At 58.6% G+C, this 16,253-nt stretch carries 13 protein-coding genes; 7 read left to right on the top strand and 6 right to left on the bottom strand.

Going from position 1 to position 16,253, the window contains the following annotated elements; translation table 11 throughout:
• Window positions 1-80 precede the first annotated feature (80 nt).
• The gene (gene glpD, locus ACOI7D_RS24585; protein WP_004202136.1) at window positions 81-1,589 is read right to left on the bottom strand and encodes a glycerol-3-phosphate dehydrogenase; all 1,509 of its coding nucleotides are present in this window, start codon (window positions 1,587-1,589) and stop codon (window positions 81-83) included.
• Window positions 1,590-1,793: 204 nt separating this feature from the next.
• On the opposite strand from glpD, the gene glpE reads away from it, so the two are divergent.
• Genes glpE through ACOI7D_RS24600 form a run of 3 tightly spaced genes read left to right on the top strand, consistent with a single transcriptional unit; the run spans window position 1,794 to window position 3,812 of the window.
• Window positions 1,794-2,123 carry a thiosulfate sulfurtransferase GlpE gene (gene glpE / locus ACOI7D_RS24590; protein ID WP_004202138.1) on the top strand — a complete coding sequence of 110 codons (330 nt, stop codon included), beginning with the start codon at window positions 1,794-1,796 and terminating at the stop codon, window positions 2,121-2,123.
• Window positions 2,124-2,173: 50 nt separating this feature from the next.
• A complete protein-coding gene (gene glpG, locus ACOI7D_RS24595; protein WP_004151408.1) occupies window positions 2,174-3,004 on the top strand; it encodes a rhomboid family intramembrane serine protease GlpG in 831 nt (276 codons plus the stop codon).
• Window positions 3,005-3,053: 49 nt separating this feature from the next.
• A complete protein-coding gene (locus ACOI7D_RS24600; RefSeq protein WP_002920548.1) occupies window positions 3,054-3,812 on the top strand; it encodes a DeoR/GlpR family transcriptional regulator in 759 nt (252 codons plus the stop codon).
• Window positions 3,813-3,827: 15 nt separating this feature from the next.
• Here ACOI7D_RS24600 and malT read toward each other — a convergent pair whose 3' ends face one another.
• Entirely contained in the window at window positions 3,828-6,533 is a 2,706-nt protein-coding gene (malT, locus tag ACOI7D_RS24605; protein WP_281166501.1) for an HTH-type transcriptional regulator MalT, read from the bottom strand.
• A gap of 624 nt (window positions 6,534-7,157) precedes the next feature.
• On the opposite strand from malT, the gene malP reads away from it, so the two are divergent.
• Together malP and malQ are read left to right on the top strand one after the other, a co-directional pair.
• Window positions 7,158-9,548: a maltodextrin phosphorylase gene (gene malP / locus ACOI7D_RS24610; RefSeq protein ID WP_023291209.1), complete on the top strand. Its 2,391-nt coding sequence runs from the start codon at window positions 7,158-7,160 to the stop codon at window positions 9,546-9,548.
• Window positions 9,549-9,558: 10 nt separating this feature from the next.
• The gene (gene malQ / locus ACOI7D_RS24615; RefSeq protein ID WP_109546852.1) at window positions 9,559-11,652 is read left to right on the top strand and encodes a 4-alpha-glucanotransferase; all 2,094 of its coding nucleotides are present in this window, start codon (window positions 9,559-9,561) and stop codon (window positions 11,650-11,652) included.
• Between the two features lie 102 nt (window positions 11,653-11,754).
• On the opposite strand, the gene gntT is transcribed toward malQ, so the two are convergent.
• The 3 genes from gntT to gntX all read right to left on the bottom strand — a co-directional run bounded on the left by gntT (window position 11,755) and on the right by gntX (window position 14,716).
• Window positions 11,755-13,071, bottom strand: a complete 1,317-nt coding sequence (gene gntT, locus ACOI7D_RS24620) for a gluconate transporter (protein WP_008806999.1) — start codon at window positions 13,069-13,071, stop codon at window positions 11,755-11,757.
• Window positions 13,072-13,407: 336 nt separating this feature from the next.
• Window positions 13,408-13,983 (bottom strand): Fe-S biogenesis protein NfuA, encoded by a 576-nt coding sequence (nfuA, locus tag ACOI7D_RS24625; protein WP_004202143.1) that lies wholly within the window; start codon window positions 13,981-13,983, stop codon window positions 13,408-13,410.
• Between the two features lie 58 nt (window positions 13,984-14,041).
• Window positions 14,042-14,716 (bottom strand): DNA utilization protein GntX, encoded by a 675-nt coding sequence (gene gntX / locus ACOI7D_RS24630; protein WP_023291207.1) that lies wholly within the window; start codon window positions 14,714-14,716, stop codon window positions 14,042-14,044.
• A 39-nt stretch (window positions 14,717-14,755) separates the two neighbouring features.
• On the opposite strand from gntX, the gene bioH reads away from it, so the two are divergent.
• Together bioH and ACOI7D_RS24640 are read left to right on the top strand one after the other, a co-directional pair.
• Window positions 14,756-15,529, top strand: a complete 774-nt coding sequence (gene bioH, locus ACOI7D_RS24635) for a pimeloyl-ACP methyl ester esterase BioH (protein WP_109546853.1) — start codon at window positions 14,756-14,758, stop codon at window positions 15,527-15,529.
• 120 nt (window positions 15,530-15,649) lie between these two features.
• The gene (locus tag ACOI7D_RS24640; protein ID WP_004202149.1) at window positions 15,650-15,919 is read left to right on the top strand and encodes a YdgH/BhsA/McbA-like domain containing protein; all 270 of its coding nucleotides are present in this window, start codon (window positions 15,650-15,652) and stop codon (window positions 15,917-15,919) included.
• Between the two features lie 87 nt (window positions 15,920-16,006).
• Here the strand turns inward: ACOI7D_RS24640 and feoC are convergent, their stop codons facing one another.
• Window positions 16,007-16,246 carry a [Fe-S]-dependent transcriptional repressor FeoC gene (feoC, locus tag ACOI7D_RS24645; RefSeq protein WP_004202151.1) on the bottom strand — a complete coding sequence of 80 codons (240 nt, stop codon included), beginning with the start codon at window positions 16,244-16,246 and terminating at the stop codon, window positions 16,007-16,009.
• Between the last annotated feature and the right edge of the window lie 7 nt (window positions 16,247-16,253).

Here is a 16,253-nt window from a genome sequence, read left to right on the forward strand (position 1 = left end):
GGGCCATTTGGCCCCGTTGTTTCATTATTGCGGTTGGATCCGGCCTCAGGCGTTTCCCCAGGCCCGCGCAGCCGGGCGCGTTAAGACGCTAACGACAGCTCAGACTTTCCCGCATGCTGCGCCAGCCATTCGCTGATGCGCGCCTGCTGCTCGCCATTCAGCCACATGCCCTGTTTGGTTCGACGCCAGATGGCGTCATCCAGGCTGCGCACCCATTCATGCTCAACCAGATACTTCAGCTCGGCTTCATAAAACTCATGGCCGAAATCTTCCCCCAGATCGCTCAGGGCGCTGGCTTCCTTGAGGATCCACTCGCTGTTGCTCCCGTAGGTGCGGGCATAATGGCGGGCCAGTGATTCACTGATGAACGGGAAGCGACGGCGCAGTTTTGCCGCGTAGTCGTCGCGGTCGCCGCCGATATCGCCGCCGGGGAGCACCGCGGTTTTGGTCCATGCCGGGCCGATCCCTTTGTAATAGGGGGTCAGTTTTTCCAGCGCATGCTCGGCCAGTTTGCGATAGGTGGTCAGCTTCCCGCCGAAGACGGAGAGCAGCGGCGCCTGGCCGTTCTCATCGTGAATATCCAGCGTGTAGTCGCGGGTGATCGCCTGCGGTGAATCCGACTCGTCATCGCACAGCGGACGGACGCCGGAGTAGGTCCAGACGATATCGTCCCGGCTGAGGGTCTTTTTAAAGTGCGCGTTATAGACGTTCAGCAGGTAATTAATCTCTTTATCATCAATGGCCACCGCTTTCGGATCGCCCTTATACTCGACGTCCGTCGTGCCGATGATGGAGAACTCATCCATCCACGGGATAACAAACACAATACGTTTATCTTCGTTTTGCAGAATGTAGGCCTGCTTCTGGGTATGCACCCGCGGCACCACGATGTGGCTGCCCTTGATCAGGCGAATACCGTAAGGCGAGCGGAGATGCATCCCTTCGTCGAAGAACTGTTTGACCCATGGACCGGTGGCATTGACCAGACCGCGCGCCTTCCAGGTAAACTTCTCGCCGCTATCGATATCTTCCGCTTCCACCACCCACAGGCCGTTCTCCCGTTTTGCCGAGATGGCGCGAGTGCGGGTCCGCACCTCGCCGCCTTTGCGGACGACCATCTGCGCGTTGGCCAGCACCAGGCGGGCATCGTCGACCCAGCAGTCGGAATATTCGAAACCGCGCACAATTTCCGGCTTAAGTACCGATTCTGCGCCAAAACGCAAGCCGGTGGATCCCGGCAGACTGGTGCGTTTGCCCAGATGATCGTACATAAACAAGCCGATACGGATCATCCATGCCGGACGCAGATGCGGGCGATGCGGGAGACGAAAGCGCATCGGGAAGGCGATATGCGGGGCCATTTTTAACAGCACTTCGCGTTCGGCCAGCGCTTCGCTGACCAGGCGGAACTCATAGTGTTCGAGGTAGCGTAGCCCGCCGTGGATCAGTTTGGAACTGGCGCTGGAGGTGGCGCAGGCGAGATCGCGCGCTTCCAGCATCAGTACGGATAAACCACGCCCGGCGGCATCTGCCGCGATACCGGCACCGTTGATGCCTCCGCCTATCACAATCAGATCTTTGGTTTCCACGTTCTTACCCTCTCACACTTTCGTTTAAGCTCACAAATGCTCGATATCGCTCACTATAGCAAACAAACGCGCTTTTGGTAACATCAAAAAAACATTTTGGAGTGATGGGTGTAACATATTGGCGTTTCTTTACCGCCTGACGGTACACTACAGGGTAAAATTGGGCCGGCCACTGCCCGTCATGACGAGAAAGAGAAGAGAACCATGGAACAGTTTGAATGTATCAACGTTGAAGAAGCGCACCAGAAACTGCATCAGCAGACGGCGGTTTTGGTCGATATCCGCGATCCGCAAAGCTATGCGATGGGCCATACGCCGGGCGCGTTTCATCTGACCAACGATACCCTGGGCGCGTTTATGCGTGACCACGACTTTGACACGGCGGTGATGGTGATGTGCTATCACGGCAACAGCAGCAAGGGCGCCGCGCAGTATCTGCTGCAGCAGGGGTTTGATAAGGTCTACAGCGTTGACGGCGGGTTCGACGCCTGGCATCGCCATTTCCCGGCGGAAGTGGCGCACGGGACGTTTTAACGACTGGCAGGTATACTATCTCCCTTTGTGTGGAATAAGCGATTCGCTGCATGTTAATGATTACCTCTTTTGCCAACCCGCGCGTGGCCCAGGCGTTTGTCGATTATATGGCGACGCAGGGGATTATCCTGACTATCCAGCAGCACACCCAGAGCGACGTCTGGCTGGCTGATGAGAGTCAGGCCGGGCGCGTCAGGGCTGAGCTGGCGCGTTTTCTCGAAAACCCGGCGGACCCGCGCTATCTGGCGGCGAGCTGGCAGTCCGGACAGACCAACAGCGGGTTGCGCTATCAGCGCTTTCCTTTCTTTGCCACGCTGCGGCATAACGCCGGCCCGTTCACCTGGGCGATTCTGCTGATCTGCATCGCGGTGTTCATCCTGCAAAATCTGCTGGGCGATCAGCCGGTGATGATTTGGCTGGCCTGGCCCTACGATCCTTCGCTGCAGTTCGAAGCCTGGCGCTATTTCAGCCATGCTTTCATGCATTTCTCGCTGATGCATATTCTCTTCAACCTGCTATGGTGGTGGTATCTCGGCGGCGCGGTGGAAAAGCGCATCGGCAGCGGCAAGCTGGTGGTGATCACCGTCATCAGCGCTCTGCTGAGCGGCTTTGTGCAGCACCAGTTTAGCGGCCCGTGGTTTGGCGGGCTGTCGGGCGTGGTTTACGCGCTGATGGGCTATGTCTGGCTGCGGGGCGAGCGCGATCCGCAGAGCGGTATTTATCTGCAGCGCGGGTTGATACTCTTCTCTTTAGTGTGGTTAATTGCTGGCTGGTTTGACGTTTTCGGCATGGCGATCGCCAACGGCGCGCACGTGGCTGGTCTGGCGACCGGCCTGGCGATGGCGTTTGTCGATACCTTGCATGGGCGAAAACGCGCATAAAGACTTACCGACAGGGGTCGGGTAGGCGACATTTTTCCAGGGATATTTCATGAAACAAACACAACGTCATGACGCCATTATCGAGCTGGTAAAAAAACAGGGTTACGTCAGCACGGAAGAGCTGGTTGAGCAGTTCGCGGTCAGCCCGCAGACCATCCGCCGCGACCTGAACGATTTAGCCGAACAGAAAATGATCCTCCGTCATCACGGCGGCGCGGCGCTGCCCTCCAGCTCGGTGAACACCTCCTGGCACGATCGCAAAGCGACCCAGACGGCGGAGAAAGAGCGTATCGCCCGGCGGGTGGCCAGCGAGATCCCGGACGGGGCGACGCTGTTTATCGATATCGGCACCACGCCGGAAGCGGTGGCGCACGCCCTGCTCGATCACAACGATTTGCGGATTGTGACCAATAACCTGAACGTCGCCAACACGCTGATGGTGAAAGAGGACTTCCGCATTATTCTCGCCGGCGGCGAACTGCGCAGCCGCGACGGCGGGATCATCGGGGAAGCCACCCTCGACTTTATCTCGCAGTTCCGTCTCGACTTCGGCATTCTCGGCATCAGCGGCGTCGACAGCGATGGCTCGCTGCTGGAGTTTGATTATCATGAAGTGCGCACCAAGCGCGCGATTATTGAGAATTCACGCCACGTGATGCTGGTGGTGGATCATACCAAGTTTGGCCGCAACGCGATGGTCAACATGGGCAGCATCAGCATGGTCGATGCGGTCTATACCGATGTGCTGCCCCCGGCGGGCGTGCTCAAGGTCATCACCGATAACAACCTCCAGCTCGAGCTGTGCTAAGCGACAACGGCGTCGTCAGACGCCGTATCCCATCATCTTAAGCAACTGCTGGGCATGCTGCACCGCGTCCTGACGGTGGGCGACGCCCAGTTTCTGATACAGGTTGCGAATATGGGTCTTGATGGTGGTGGCCGCCACGTCAAGCTCGCCGGCAATCTGCTCGTTGCTGTAGCCGGAATAGATTAAGCCAAGCACCTGCCATTCGCGCTGGGTCAGCGGGCTGGTGCGGATAAGCTCCGGCACCTCGGGGTGATTCAGCAGCCGCTCGACGAACCCTTCGTCAAAGTGGGCGAATTTGTGGCGATGATGCTGGTTGATGTCGCGCAGAATACGCTGGGCGCGATGCTGCTCCAGCTCCGGCAGGGTGTTCAGCTGGATCAGCTGGCGCAGCTGCTGGGCCATCGCCTCGCCTTCAATCACAAAGTGGTTGATAAAGCCGGTGCGGTTGGCGAGCGTCAGGGCTTCCAGCAGGGCTTTCTGCGCTTCGCTCTTGCGTCCTGCCTGCCAGTACAGCTGGTTGAGCAGCAGCAGGTTGCGGTTGAGATCGCTCATCAAACGCAGTGAGCGCGCATTTTCGTTCAGCTCTTCCAGCACCATTTCCGCCGGTTCGAAATCGCCCAGCAGGATCTGCGCGCGGGCAATATTGCGCCACTGGCTCTGCAGGAAGTGGTTATTGGCGAATTCCGGCTTCGGCGTCTGGCGCAGCCAGTTGGCCGCCGCGGTTTTATCGCCGGTCATCTGCCAGTAGATCACCCGCACCTTGTCGGCGTTGGAGACCCAGTCGCTGTGGTAGTGACCGATACCGAGCAGGTTTTCCAGCCGGTTCAGGTGGCTACGGGCATTATCCAGATCGCCGCGCGCCAGCGAGCATTGCACCATCAGCGCCAGGCACTGCAGCTGCTGCTGCGGTTGATAAGTTGAGAGAACCGCCATCCCCTGGCGGGCGCAGGCTTCAGCCTCGTCGAGGCGCGCCCATGCCCACAGCAGCTGAGAGCGGATGCGCAGCAGGAACTCATGCATCGGCAGCTGCTCAAGATGCTGTTCGCGTACCAGATGGAAGGCTTTCTCCTGGCTCTCCCAGGCGGCCTGCAGGAAGCCCTGGGCGAACAGAATTTCGCTTTGCTGAATGATGCTCCACAGGGCGTAATGCCAGACGTCGTGACGGCGGGCCATCTGTTCGGTCTGCTGCATCACGGCGAGAGATTTGGTCAGTTTCCCCTTACAGTGGAGGACTTCGCCATGTACTGAGGTGGCGACGATGCGGCTGTAATAGTTGGCCAGCGGCAGCTCTTCCAGCGCCACCATCGACAGACGTTCCGCTTCGTCCTGGTCGCCGTCGTTAATCGCCACCTGCGCGCGCAGGGCGTTGAAGTCGCCATGCATCGCGGTATCCATTTCGACGCTCATCTCCTGCTCGGCGCGCGCCAGCAGGGTATTGACTTCGCTGTAGCGATGCTGGCTCTGCATCAGCCAGGCCTGCAGCAGGATCAGGCGCGGATTTTCCAGCAGATTTGACCAGGGCAGCGCCGACAGCGACTGCTCCAGCAGACCCAGTTCGCTATGGTTGAACATGCCCCAGGCGTGATTGAGCAAGATATCGCGCAGCATTTTGGCATCGCCGGCCGCCAGCGCATGGTGGATGGCCTCGCTGGGGAAGCCTTGCGCCATCCAGCTCTCCGCCGCGGCGCGGTGGATCTCCGGCAGTTCAACCGCCAGCTCCCACTGACAGCGCTGGCGCAGGAAACTGCCAAACAGCGGGTGATAGCGGAACCATTCGCCGGAATCATCCATCCGCTGCAGGAACAGCCCCTGACGTTCGATCTCCTCCAGCTGCATCTGGCCATTCTCTTCGCCGGTGACGCGCACGATTAACGCGTCGTTCATTGAGCGCAGCAGAGAGCTCTTCAGCAAAAAGTTGCGCGTGCGGGCGTCGACGTTATCCAGCACTTCATCCACCAGATAATCCGACAGATGGCTGGCGTTAATCCCGGCGAGGCGACGGGCGGAGTGTTGGGCGGAGGAGTTATTCTGGCGGGCGGAGAGGGCGATGAGCTGCAGCGCGGTGGCCCACCCGGCGACGTCGTCGCACAGCCGACTGCTGTCGTCGGCTTCGATAGGCGATGTCAGACGACAGTCGAAAAATTGTTTCGCTTCCTGGTGGGTAAAGGCCAGCTGCTGGCTGCCAATCTCCAGCAGCTGATCGCGGACGCGCAGGTTGGCAATGCCCAGCTGCGGCAGGTTCCGCGACAGGACCACGAGGGTCATATTCTCCGGCTGATGGCGCAGGAAAAAGCGCATCGCGTCATGGATCACCGGATTATTGATCAGGTGATAATCATCAATGACGAGGTACAGCGGGCGCTGCCAGTCGGCGAGTTCAATAAACAGCTGCGCAAAAAGAGAGGAGAGGCTGGCGTACTGGCGCTTTTGCACCATCGCTTCACTGGCCGCGCAGTGGTTGCCGGTGGCCTGCTGGATCGCCGCGATCAGATAGCTGGCAAAACGCTCCTGCTGGTTGTCGCCTTCGTCCAGCGAAAACCAGCCAAGATCGTTTTTACCTGCGGCCCACTGAGAAATGAGCGTTGTTTTACCGTACCCGGCAGGACTGGTGATCAGCACGAGACGATAATTGTTCGCGCCGGAAAGTTTCGCCAGTAAACGCTCACGAACCACGGTGTGTTCAAGGCGGACCGGACGACTTAATTTGGACGGAATCAACATAGTTCTACATTTCGCTGTGCAAGAGAGAGGTTGCGATTTTTTTTGCGCTTCGTAATTAATATCTAATAAGGTCGGTGATTATGAAATTTATTGCAAGTTATGTCCGAAGTTTATGCTCTTGAATTTGCTCTATGTCACAAATTTCGACATTGGTTGCGAATGGGTAAAAATCGCAGGCAGGACTCGTCCTCAGCGGTTTTTAGCCGGCAGCTGGCGGAGCGGGGAGAGATTTATTTTATATCGGGAGTAGTTGTTTGTTTTTATTAAATTATTGTCAGTGATTTCTTAGAAGTAATCTTTTTTGCGGAGTAATGTGATGAAATGTGCTTATTTTCCCGGAGGTCGCAATTTATTTTTTTAATAACCAGGCGAAAGGCGGGAAGCGTTTTGCCGCGTAGTGGCCTGTAACAAATTTTTACCCTGCACAGGTGACATCTCGACTGTCATACAGCGGTGATTTTTACAGCATATTTTGGCCTTCTCACCCACACTATAGTGGCCAGGATCACACTTTTCGCTCATCCCCGGTACTCCTCCCTGTCTAATCCCCGTCGGGATGAGGACGATGAATCGGGAGGTCGGCACACTAGCGCCATCGTTTTAGTAAAGGACCCGGATCTCATTATGTCACAGACTTCATTTAACAAAGCTCAGTTTCAGGCTGCACTGACGCGTCAGTGGCAGCGTTTTGGTTTACAGTCCGCTTCCGAGATGACGCAGCGTCAATGGTGGCGCGCCGTCAGCGGAGCGCTGGCGGAACTTCTGTCGGCGCAGCCGGTGGCAAAACCAGCGCAAGGACAACGTCACGTTAACTACATCTCGATGGAGTTTCTGATTGGTCGCCTGACCGGCAACAACCTGCTCAACCTGGGCTGGTACGAGGGCGTGAGCGACGCGCTGAAAGGCTATGACGTCAACCTCACCGATCTGCTGGAAGAAGAGACCGACCCGGCGCTGGGTAACGGCGGCCTGGGCCGTCTGGCAGCCTGCTTCCTCGACTCCATGGCGACCGTGGGGCAGTCGGCGACCGGCTACGGCCTCAATTACCAGTATGGTCTGTTCCGCCAATCCTTTGACGATGGCCAGCAGAAGGAAGCCCCGGACGACTGGGGTCGCAGCAGCTACCCGTGGTTCCGCCATAACGAGGCGCTGGATGTCCAGGTCGGCATCGGCGGCAAAGTCAGCAAAAACGGCGAATGGCAGCCGGCGTTCGTCATTACCGGCGAAGCCTGGGATCTGCCGGTGCTCGGCTATCGCAACAACGTCGCCCAGCCGCTGCGTCTGTGGCAGGCCAAACACGCCCATCCGTTTAACCTGACCAAATTCAACGACGGCGATTTCCTGCGCGCCGAGCAGCAGGGCATCGACGCGGAAAAACTGACTAAGGTGCTGTACCCGAACGACAACCATCAGGCCGGTAAAAAACTGCGCCTGATGCAGCAGTACTTCCAGTGCGCCTGCTCAGTGGCCGATATCCTGCGTCGTCATCATCTGGCAGGCCGCAAGCTGGCCGAGCTGGCGGATTACGAAGTGATCCAGCTGAACGATACGCACCCGACCATCGCCATCCCGGAACTGCTGCGCGTGCTGATCGACGAGCACCAGCTGAGCTGGGACGACGCCTGGGCGATCACCAGCAAAACCTTTGCTTACACCAACCATACCCTGATGCCGGAAGCGCTGGAGTGCTGGGATGAGAAGCTGGTGAAAGCGCTGCTGCCGCGCCATATGCAGATCATCAACGCGATTAACGACAAATTTAAACTGCTGGTGGACAAAACCTGGCCGGGCGATAAGCAGGTCTGGGCGAAACTGGCGGTGGTGCATGACAAGCAGGTGCGGATGGCCAACATGTGCGTGGTGGGCGGTTTTGCCGTCAACGGCGTGGCGGCGCTGCACTCGGACCTGGTGGTGAAAGATCTGTTCCCGGAATATAACCAGCTGTGGCCGAACAAATTCCATAACGTGACCAACGGCATCACGCCGCGCCGCTGGATCAAGCAGTGCAACCCGGCGCTGGCCACGCTGCTGGATGAGACGCTGAAAAAAGAGTGGGCCAATGACCTCGACCAGCTGATCAATCTGGAAAAATACGCTGACGATGCGGCATTCCGTCAGACTTATCGCGATATCAAGCAGGCCAACAAAGTTCATCTGGCTGAGTTTGTGAAGCAACGTACCGGGATTGAGATCAACCCGCAGGCGATTTTCGACATTCAGATCAAACGTCTGCACGAGTACAAGCGTCAGCACCTCAACCTGCTGCATATCCTTGCGCTGTACAAAGAGATCCGCGAAAACCCGCAGGCCGACCGCGTTCCGCGCGTCTTCCTGTTCGGCGCGAAAGCGGCGCCGGGCTACTATCTGGCGAAAAACATTATTTTTGCCATCAACAAGGTAGCGGAAGCGATCAACAACGACCCGAAAGTCGGCGATAAGCTGAAAGTGGTCTTCCTGCCGGACTATTGTGTATCGGCTGCGGAAAAACTGATCCCGGCGGCGGATATCTCCGAGCAGATCTCCACCGCGGGCAAAGAAGCCTCTGGCACCGGCAACATGAAGCTGGCGCTGAACGGCGCGCTGACCGTCGGGACGCTGGATGGCGCCAACGTGGAAATCGCCGAGCAGGTCGGTGAAGAGAACATCTTTATCTTCGGCCACACGGTAGAAGAAGTGAAAGCCCTGAAAGCGAAAGGCTACGATCCGCTGAAATGGCGTAAAAAAGACAAACTGCTCGATGCAGTGCTTAAGGAGCTGGAGAACGGCACCTATAGCAACGGCGATAAGCATGCCTTCGACCAGATGCTGCATAGTCTGCTGCAGGGCGGCGACCCGTATCTGGTGCTGGCCGATTTCGAGGCCTACGTGGCGGCGCAAAAACGGGTAGATGAGCTGTATCGCGACCAGGAGGCCTGGACCCGCGCGACAATCCTCAACACTGCGCGCTGCGGCATGTTCAGCTCCGACCGCTCGATCCGCGATTATCAGCAACGTATCTGGCAGGCGAAACGCTAAAGGAAGGCCTATGGAGAGTAAACGCCTCGATAATGCCGCGCTGGCGGCGGGCATCAGCCCCAGCTATATCAACGCGCACGGCAAGCCGCAGTCTATCGCGGCTGTCACCAAACAGCGTCTGCTGGATGCGATGCATCGCTCAACCGCCGCCACGAAAGTGGCGGTTAACCCGCTGCCGAACGTGAAGATCTTCACCCACGGCAAAAAAATGTCGCTGCCGGTGGCAGGACGCGGTGAGTATCAGTGGATCCTGACCACTGAGGACGGTAAGCAGTATCAGGGTAAAACCCGCGGCGGCGAGACGCTGCCGCTGCCGGCCAGACTGCCGGAGGGGTATCACTCCCTGACGCTCACCCAGGAGGGGGAGCGCTGGCACTGCCGGACCATCGTCGCCCCGGCCCGCTGCTATGAGCCGCAGCCGCTGAAAGAGGGGAAAAAGCTGTGGGGCACCTGCGTGCAGCTGTATACCCTGCGTTCGGAGAAAAACTGGGGGATCGGCGATTTTGGCGATCTGCGCGCCATGCTCCCGGAAATCGCCCGCCGCGGCGGGTCGTTTATTGGCCTCAACCCGATCCATGCCCTCTATCCGGCGAACCCGGAGAGCGCCAGTCCGTATAGCCCGTCTTCACGGCGCTGGCTGAACGTCATCTACATCGACGTCAACGCGGTTGAAGATTTCCAGCGTAGCGAAGAGGCGCAGGCATGGTGGCAGTCCGCTGCGACCCAGCAGGCCTTGCAGGCGGCGCGGCAAACGGATGATGTGGATTACACCGCCGTCACCACGCTGAAAATGACCGCGCTGCGTATGGCGTGGAAACGATTCTCCCGTCGTGAAGATGAACAGATGACGGCGTTCCGCGAGTTTGTTCTGCGCGAAGGGGAAAGCCTCTACTGGCAGGCCGCTTTCGATGCGCTGCACGCCTGGCAGGTTCAACAGGACCCGCTGCGCTGGGGCTGGCCGGCCTGGCCGAAGGCCTTTCAGGATATCGACAGCCCGGAGGTGAAAGCCTTCTGCGTCGAGCATGAGGACGACGTCAGTTTCTATCTCTGGCTACAGTGGCTGGCCTGGAGCCAGTTTGCCGCCTGCTGGGAAACCAGCCAGCGCGACGGGATGCCGATCGGCCTCTACCGCGATCTGGCGGTGGGCGTCGCTGAAGGCGGGTCGGAGACCTGGTGCGACCGTGAGCTGTACTGTCTGAAAGCGTCCGTGGGCGCGCCGCCGGATATTCTGGGTCCGCTGGGCCAGAACTGGGGCCTGCCGCCGATGGATCCGCATATTATTGCCGCTCGCGCCTATGAGCCGTTTATCGACCTGCTGCGCGCCAATATGCAGAACTGCGGCGCGCTGCGTATCGATCACGTGATGTCGGTGCTGCGTCTGTGGTGGATCCCCTATGGTGAAACCGCCGACCATGGCGCTTACGTTCAGTATCCCGTCGACGATCTGCTGTCGCTTCTGGCGCTGGAAAGCCAGCGTCATCGCTGCATGGTGATCGGCGAAGATCTGGGCACGGTACCGGTGGAGATCGTCAACAAGTTACGCAACAGCGGCGTCTATTCGTATAAGGTGCTCTATTTTGAGAGTGATGCAGAGAAAACGTTCCGCGCGCCGGCGCTGTACCCGGAGCAATCAATGGCTGTGGCGACGACGCACGACCTGCCCACCCTCCGCGGCTACTGGGAAAGCGGCGATCTGACGTTAGGCAAAGCGCTGGGTCTCTATCCTGATGAGGTGGTGCTGCGCGGGCTGTACCAGGACCGTGAGCTGGCGAAGCAAGGGCTGCTGGATGCGCTGCATAAGTACGGCTGTCTGCCCAAGCGTGCCGGCCATAAGGCCTCCCTGATGAGTATGACGGGGATCCTCAACCGGGGGATGCAACGTTATATTGCCGACAGCAACAGCGCCCTGCTGGGCCTGCAGCCGGAAGACTGGCTGGAGATGGCGTCGCCGGTCAATATTCCGGGCACCAGCACTGAGTACCCAAACTGGCGCCGGAAGCTGTCCGTCACCCTTGAGCAGATGTTTGCCGATGAACAGGTCAATAAGCTGATTAAGGATCTGGATAAACGGCGCAAGGCTGCGAGCAAAAAAGCCGCCTCCTGATGACTCCCCGCCGCGCGCACCTCAGCGCGGCGAAGAGTATGTCCGATAAAAAAGGCCGGTCCGCATCATGCGGACCGGCCTTTTTCTATGGCGGGAGTAACCTTACACCACCATCCCCAGCAGCAGACAGCCTACCAGGCCGCAGACCGAGATAATGGTTTCCAGCACCGACCAGGACCTGATGGTCTCGCCGATGGTCAGGTTAAAGTACTCTTTGAACAGCCAGAAGCCCGGATCGTTCACGTGGGAGAAGATAACGCTGCCGGAGCCGACCGCGATAACCATCAGCTCCGGGCTGACGCCGGTGGTGGCGATCAGCGGCGCGGCGATCCCGCCCGCGGTGATGGCGGCAACGGTCGCCGAACCCAGCGCGATACGCAGCACCGCGGCGATGGACCAGGCCATAAACAGCGGAGACATATTCGATTCGTGCATGATAGAAGCGATATATTTATCCATGCCGCTATCCACCAGCACCTGTTTGAAGGCGCCGCCGCCGCCGATGATCAACAGCATCATGGCGATGATTTTAATCGAAGAGGTCAGGGTATCGTTGATCTGCTCCATGGAGCGGCCGCGGTTCAAACCGAAGGTGAACAGCGCGATCAGTACCGCAATCAGGGTGGCCATGACCGGGTCGCCGAAGAACTCGGCAATCGGCAGGAAGGCGTGGCCCTTCGGGAGGATCATCTCGGCAACGGCGCGCATCGCCATCAGGATCACCGGAACCAGCGAGGTCCAGACGCTGACGCCAAAGCCAGGCATCTCTTCTTCAGTGAACACTTTCGGGTTATGCAGGCCTTCCGGGATCGGCTTATCAATGCCTTTCAGGAAACGGGCGAAAACCGGGCCGGCGAGAATAACCGTCGGGATAGCCAGAATGGTGCCGTAGAGCAGCGTTTTACCCATATCGGCGTGGAAGATGGTGGCGATCGCGGTCGGACCCGGGTGCGGCGGCAGGAAGCCATGGGTGACGGAGAGCGCGGCGGCCATCGGTACGCCGACGTACAGCAGCGGAATACGGGCCGAGGCGGCGATGGTAAACACCAGCGGCAGCATCAGCACGAAGCCCACCTCATAGAACAGGGCGAAACCGACGGTGAAGCCGGTCAGGACCACGGCCCATTGAATATGCTTCTTACCGAATTTATTGATAAGCGTGGTGGCGATACGCTGAGCGCCGCCGCAGTCTGCCAGCAGCTTACCGAGCATAGCGCCGAAGCCCATGATCAGCGCGAGGCTGCCAAGGGTACCGCCGACACCGTTCTTGATGGAGACGATCACTTTATCCAGCGGCATACCCTGCATTAATCCGACGGCGAGCGCCACCAGAACCAGCGCAATGAAGCCGTTCATTTTGAAACGGATCATTAACAGCAATAACAGGGCAACCCCGATAGCAACGATGATTAATGGCATGATTTACCTGGCCTTAATTTGTTATGGGTAACGTCAAAGTTTCAACCTTTACAACATTCGCTCCGACAGGGAGCAAAATAGTCTGGCACCGTAAACGCTTGCATTATCCTTACCCAGAGAAAGGATAGCTGGCTATTTTTTTGCCGGTGGCGCCTGAAGGGGATGATACGGGTAACATGTGAGGGTTGAGAATCACCTTGCGGGGGAAAATGTTAAATATGAGACTTAAGTCATACTCTTTCCCCGGTTTTTGCCGGTCGTGTAGCGGGAGATGTTGCGCGGTAACACAGAAAGGAGAAAGGAGAGCCGGCGACAGGCTGCCGCCGGAGGGAAGGCTTAGTAGTAGGAGTGCTCGCCGCGCTGGTGCTCGGTCAGATCGCGAACCCCTTTCAGCTCCGGAAACTCGTTCAGCAGCTGTTTTTCAATACCTTCTTTCAGGGTCACGTCGACCATCGAGCAGCCGTTGCATCCGCCGCCGAACTGCAGGATAGCCAGACCGTCGTCGGTGATCTCCATCAGCGACACGCGGCCGCCGTGCCCGGCCAGCTGCGGGTTAATCTGCGACTGCAGCAGGTACTCGACGCGCTCCATCAGCGGGGCATCGTCAGCGACTTTGCGCATTTTGGCGTTCGGCGCTTTCAGGGTCAGCTGCGAGCCAAGCTGGTCGGTGACGAAATCAATTTCAGCGTCTTCCAGATAGGGCGCGCTGAGCTCATCGACATAGGCGGTCAGCTGTTCAAATTTCAGCGCCGTGTCGGTGTCTTCCACCGCATCCGGTGGGCAGTAGGATACGCCGCACTCAGCGTTTGGGGTGCCGGGATTAATCACAAATACGCGAATTTGCGTCCCTTCTTCCTGATTTGCCAGCAGTTTGGCAAAGTGCGCTTGTGCAGCATCGGAAATACGGATCATAGCGTTGGCCTAATAGTTGACTATTTTACTGGGTTATAATACGCCCATCAGCGGGGGTCTACAAGGTACGGCATACACACCATACCTGAACCGTCGCGGCGCCGTTTCGCAAAAGCAGGCGGGATATCTCGGCGACGGTGCTGCCGGTCGTGACGACATCATCCACCAGAGCGATATGGAGTCCCTGCACGGCAAATTCAAGCTGAAAGGCATTTTTCAGGTTCTGCCTGCGCAGGCGGGCATTAAGCGAATGCTGCACGGCGCCCGCTCGCTGGCGCGTCAGGCCGTCGCGACGCCAGACGCACCCACGCCAGCGGGCTAACGGTCGGCACAGCTCATCGCACTGATTATAACCCCGGCGCCAGCGGCGGCGATGCCCCAGCGGCACGCCGACCAGCGCGTCTACCGGCGGCAAATCGTCACGCTGTTTAAGGCGCAGCAGCAGCAGGCGCGCCAGGGCGGGGCCCAGTTCCGGACGATGGTGAAACTTCAGCTGCCGCACCAGATCGCTCAGCGGCGGACGATAGTCATTGACCGCCACCATCCGATGCCAGGGAGGCGGCTTTTGCAGGCAGCGGCCGCAGGGATGCCGGGACATTGCCGACGGCAGTCCGCACTGCGGGCAGAGCGGGGGGCAGGCGAGCAGGGCGCGGCTGCAGCGAGAGCAGATCCCCCAGCGGGCGACCGCCAGCGGCATTTGGCATAGCCAGCATAAGCTGTGTGCTGTTAGCATATTTGGCCTTCTGTCCAGTAAAAAAGAGAACGGTAACGGATGAACGACATCTGGTGGCAAACAATCGGCGAAGGTGATTGTCATCTTGTGCTGCTGCACGGTTGGGGGCTGAACGCTCAGGTCTGGGATTGCATCACGCCGCAGCTGGCTTCGCATTTTACCCTTCACCTGGTGGACCTGCCGGGCTATGGCCGTAGCGGCGGGTTTGGGGCGATGACGCTGGAGGCGATGGCGCAGCGGGTGCTGGAGCAGGCTCCGCCTCAGGCGGTGTGGCTGGGCTGGAGCCTGGGCGGGCTGGTGGCCAGCCAGATAGCGATAAGGTGCCCGCAACGGGTGCAGGCGCTGGTAACGGTCGCCTCTTCCCCCTGTTTCGCGGCCCATGAGGACTGGCCGGGCATCAAGCCGGAGGTGCTGGCCGGGTTTCAGCAGCAGCTGAGCGAGGATTTCCAGCGTACCGTCGAGCGGTTCCTCGCCCTGCAAACCATGGGAACGGAGAGCGCCCGTCAGGATGCGCGGGCGTTAAAGCAGGCGGTGCTCTCGCTGCCGATGCCTTCCGCTGAGGCGCTGAACGGCGGTCTGGAGATCCTCAGAACCGTCGATCTGCGTCAGGCGCTGGTCGGACTGCCGATGCCGTTTCTGCGGCTGTACGGTCGGCTGGACGGGCTGGTGCCGCGCAAGATTGTCCCGCTGCTGGATAAGCTATGGCCGGAAAGTGAGTCCATTCTCTTTGACAAGGCAGCGCATGCGCCGTTTGTTTCCCATCCCGCAGCCTTCTGCGAGCCGCTGCTGGCGTTGAAAAAACGGCTGGGGTAATTTTTTTTGCCGCGCCATGGTAAAAGGGCCATTCACAGCAATACTTAGGTTGTTACGGTGGTTGATTATTTCATTCCGCCACCGTGACCTAAAATAACAACCTAATGGAGAGTAGAGGCTATGAAACTTGTTACAGGAATGGTTGCATCTCTGGTGATTGGCTGTCTGTCTTTTGGCGCATTCGCAGCGAAAGAGATCCAAAAAGAGGACGTGGCGAAGATGAATCTGACCAAGGTCGGCAGCATCACGACCTCAAGGACGACCTCGCCGATGGACGCCCGACGCGATCTGTCGAAAAAAGCCGATGAGCTGGGTGGAAAATACTTTGTGGTGATTGCCGGGCAGAAAAACGAAAAAACCGTTCACGCTAACGCTGACGTGTATAAATAATCCAGTCATAAAAAACGGGCCTGCTGGCCCGTTTTTCCCTGCTGTCGCACTCGTTTTATCCCGTGGCGCTGGCAGGCCTTACTCCCTTCATCGCAGCGCCCACCACTCCTGCTGGCACGCCGCTTTCCCTTCAGGACAGCTTTTACAGCTGCCGGAGAGACAGCCCTCGCTGGTTTCGCTGATCCGTACCACCTTACCCATGGCTTCCATGCGTTCGAGCATGGCGTCAATCAGCGGCTGAGGCGTCCGCAGGCGGGCGCTGAGCTGTTTCGCCTCCATGCGGCCCTGCAGGGCCAGCATATCGCGGACTTCCATTAACGACGCCACAGATCCT

Origin of the sequence: Klebsiella sp. C360, assembly GCF_048822415.1 — a bacterium.
Classification (GTDB): Bacteria; Pseudomonadota; Gammaproteobacteria; order Enterobacterales; family Enterobacteriaceae; genus Klebsiella; species Klebsiella quasipneumoniae.

Bases quoted from the DNA above. Each gene is read 5' to 3' on its own strand.
- glpE (WP_004202138.1), top strand. From the start codon at position 1,794: ATGGAACAGTTTGAATGTATCAACGTTGAAGAAGCGCACCAGAAACTG.
- glpG (WP_004151408.1), top strand. From the start codon at position 2,174: ATGTTAATGATTACCTCTTTTGCCAACCCGCGCGTGGCCCAGGCGTTT.
- ACOI7D_RS24600 (WP_002920548.1), top strand. From the start codon at position 3,054: ATGAAACAAACACAACGTCATGACGCCATTATCGAGCTGGTAAAAAAA.
- malT (WP_281166501.1), bottom strand. From the start codon at position 6,533: ATGTTGATTCCGTCCAAATTAAGTCGTCCGGTCCGCCTTGAACACACC.
- malP (WP_023291209.1), top strand. From the start codon at position 7,158: ATGTCACAGACTTCATTTAACAAAGCTCAGTTTCAGGCTGCACTGACG.
- malQ (WP_109546852.1), top strand. From the start codon at position 9,559: ATGGAGAGTAAACGCCTCGATAATGCCGCGCTGGCGGCGGGCATCAGC.
- gntT (WP_008806999.1), bottom strand. From the start codon at position 13,071: ATGCCATTAATCATCGTTGCTATCGGGGTTGCCCTGTTATTGCTGTTA.
- nfuA (WP_004202143.1), bottom strand. From the start codon at position 13,983: ATGATCCGTATTTCCGATGCTGCACAAGCGCACTTTGCCAAACTGCTG.
- gntX (WP_023291207.1), bottom strand. From the start codon at position 14,716: ATGCTAACAGCACACAGCTTATGCTGGCTATGCCAAATGCCGCTGGCG.
- bioH (WP_109546853.1), top strand. From the start codon at position 14,756: ATGAACGACATCTGGTGGCAAACAATCGGCGAAGGTGATTGTCATCTT.
- ACOI7D_RS24640 (WP_004202149.1), top strand. From the start codon at position 15,650: ATGAAACTTGTTACAGGAATGGTTGCATCTCTGGTGATTGGCTGTCTG.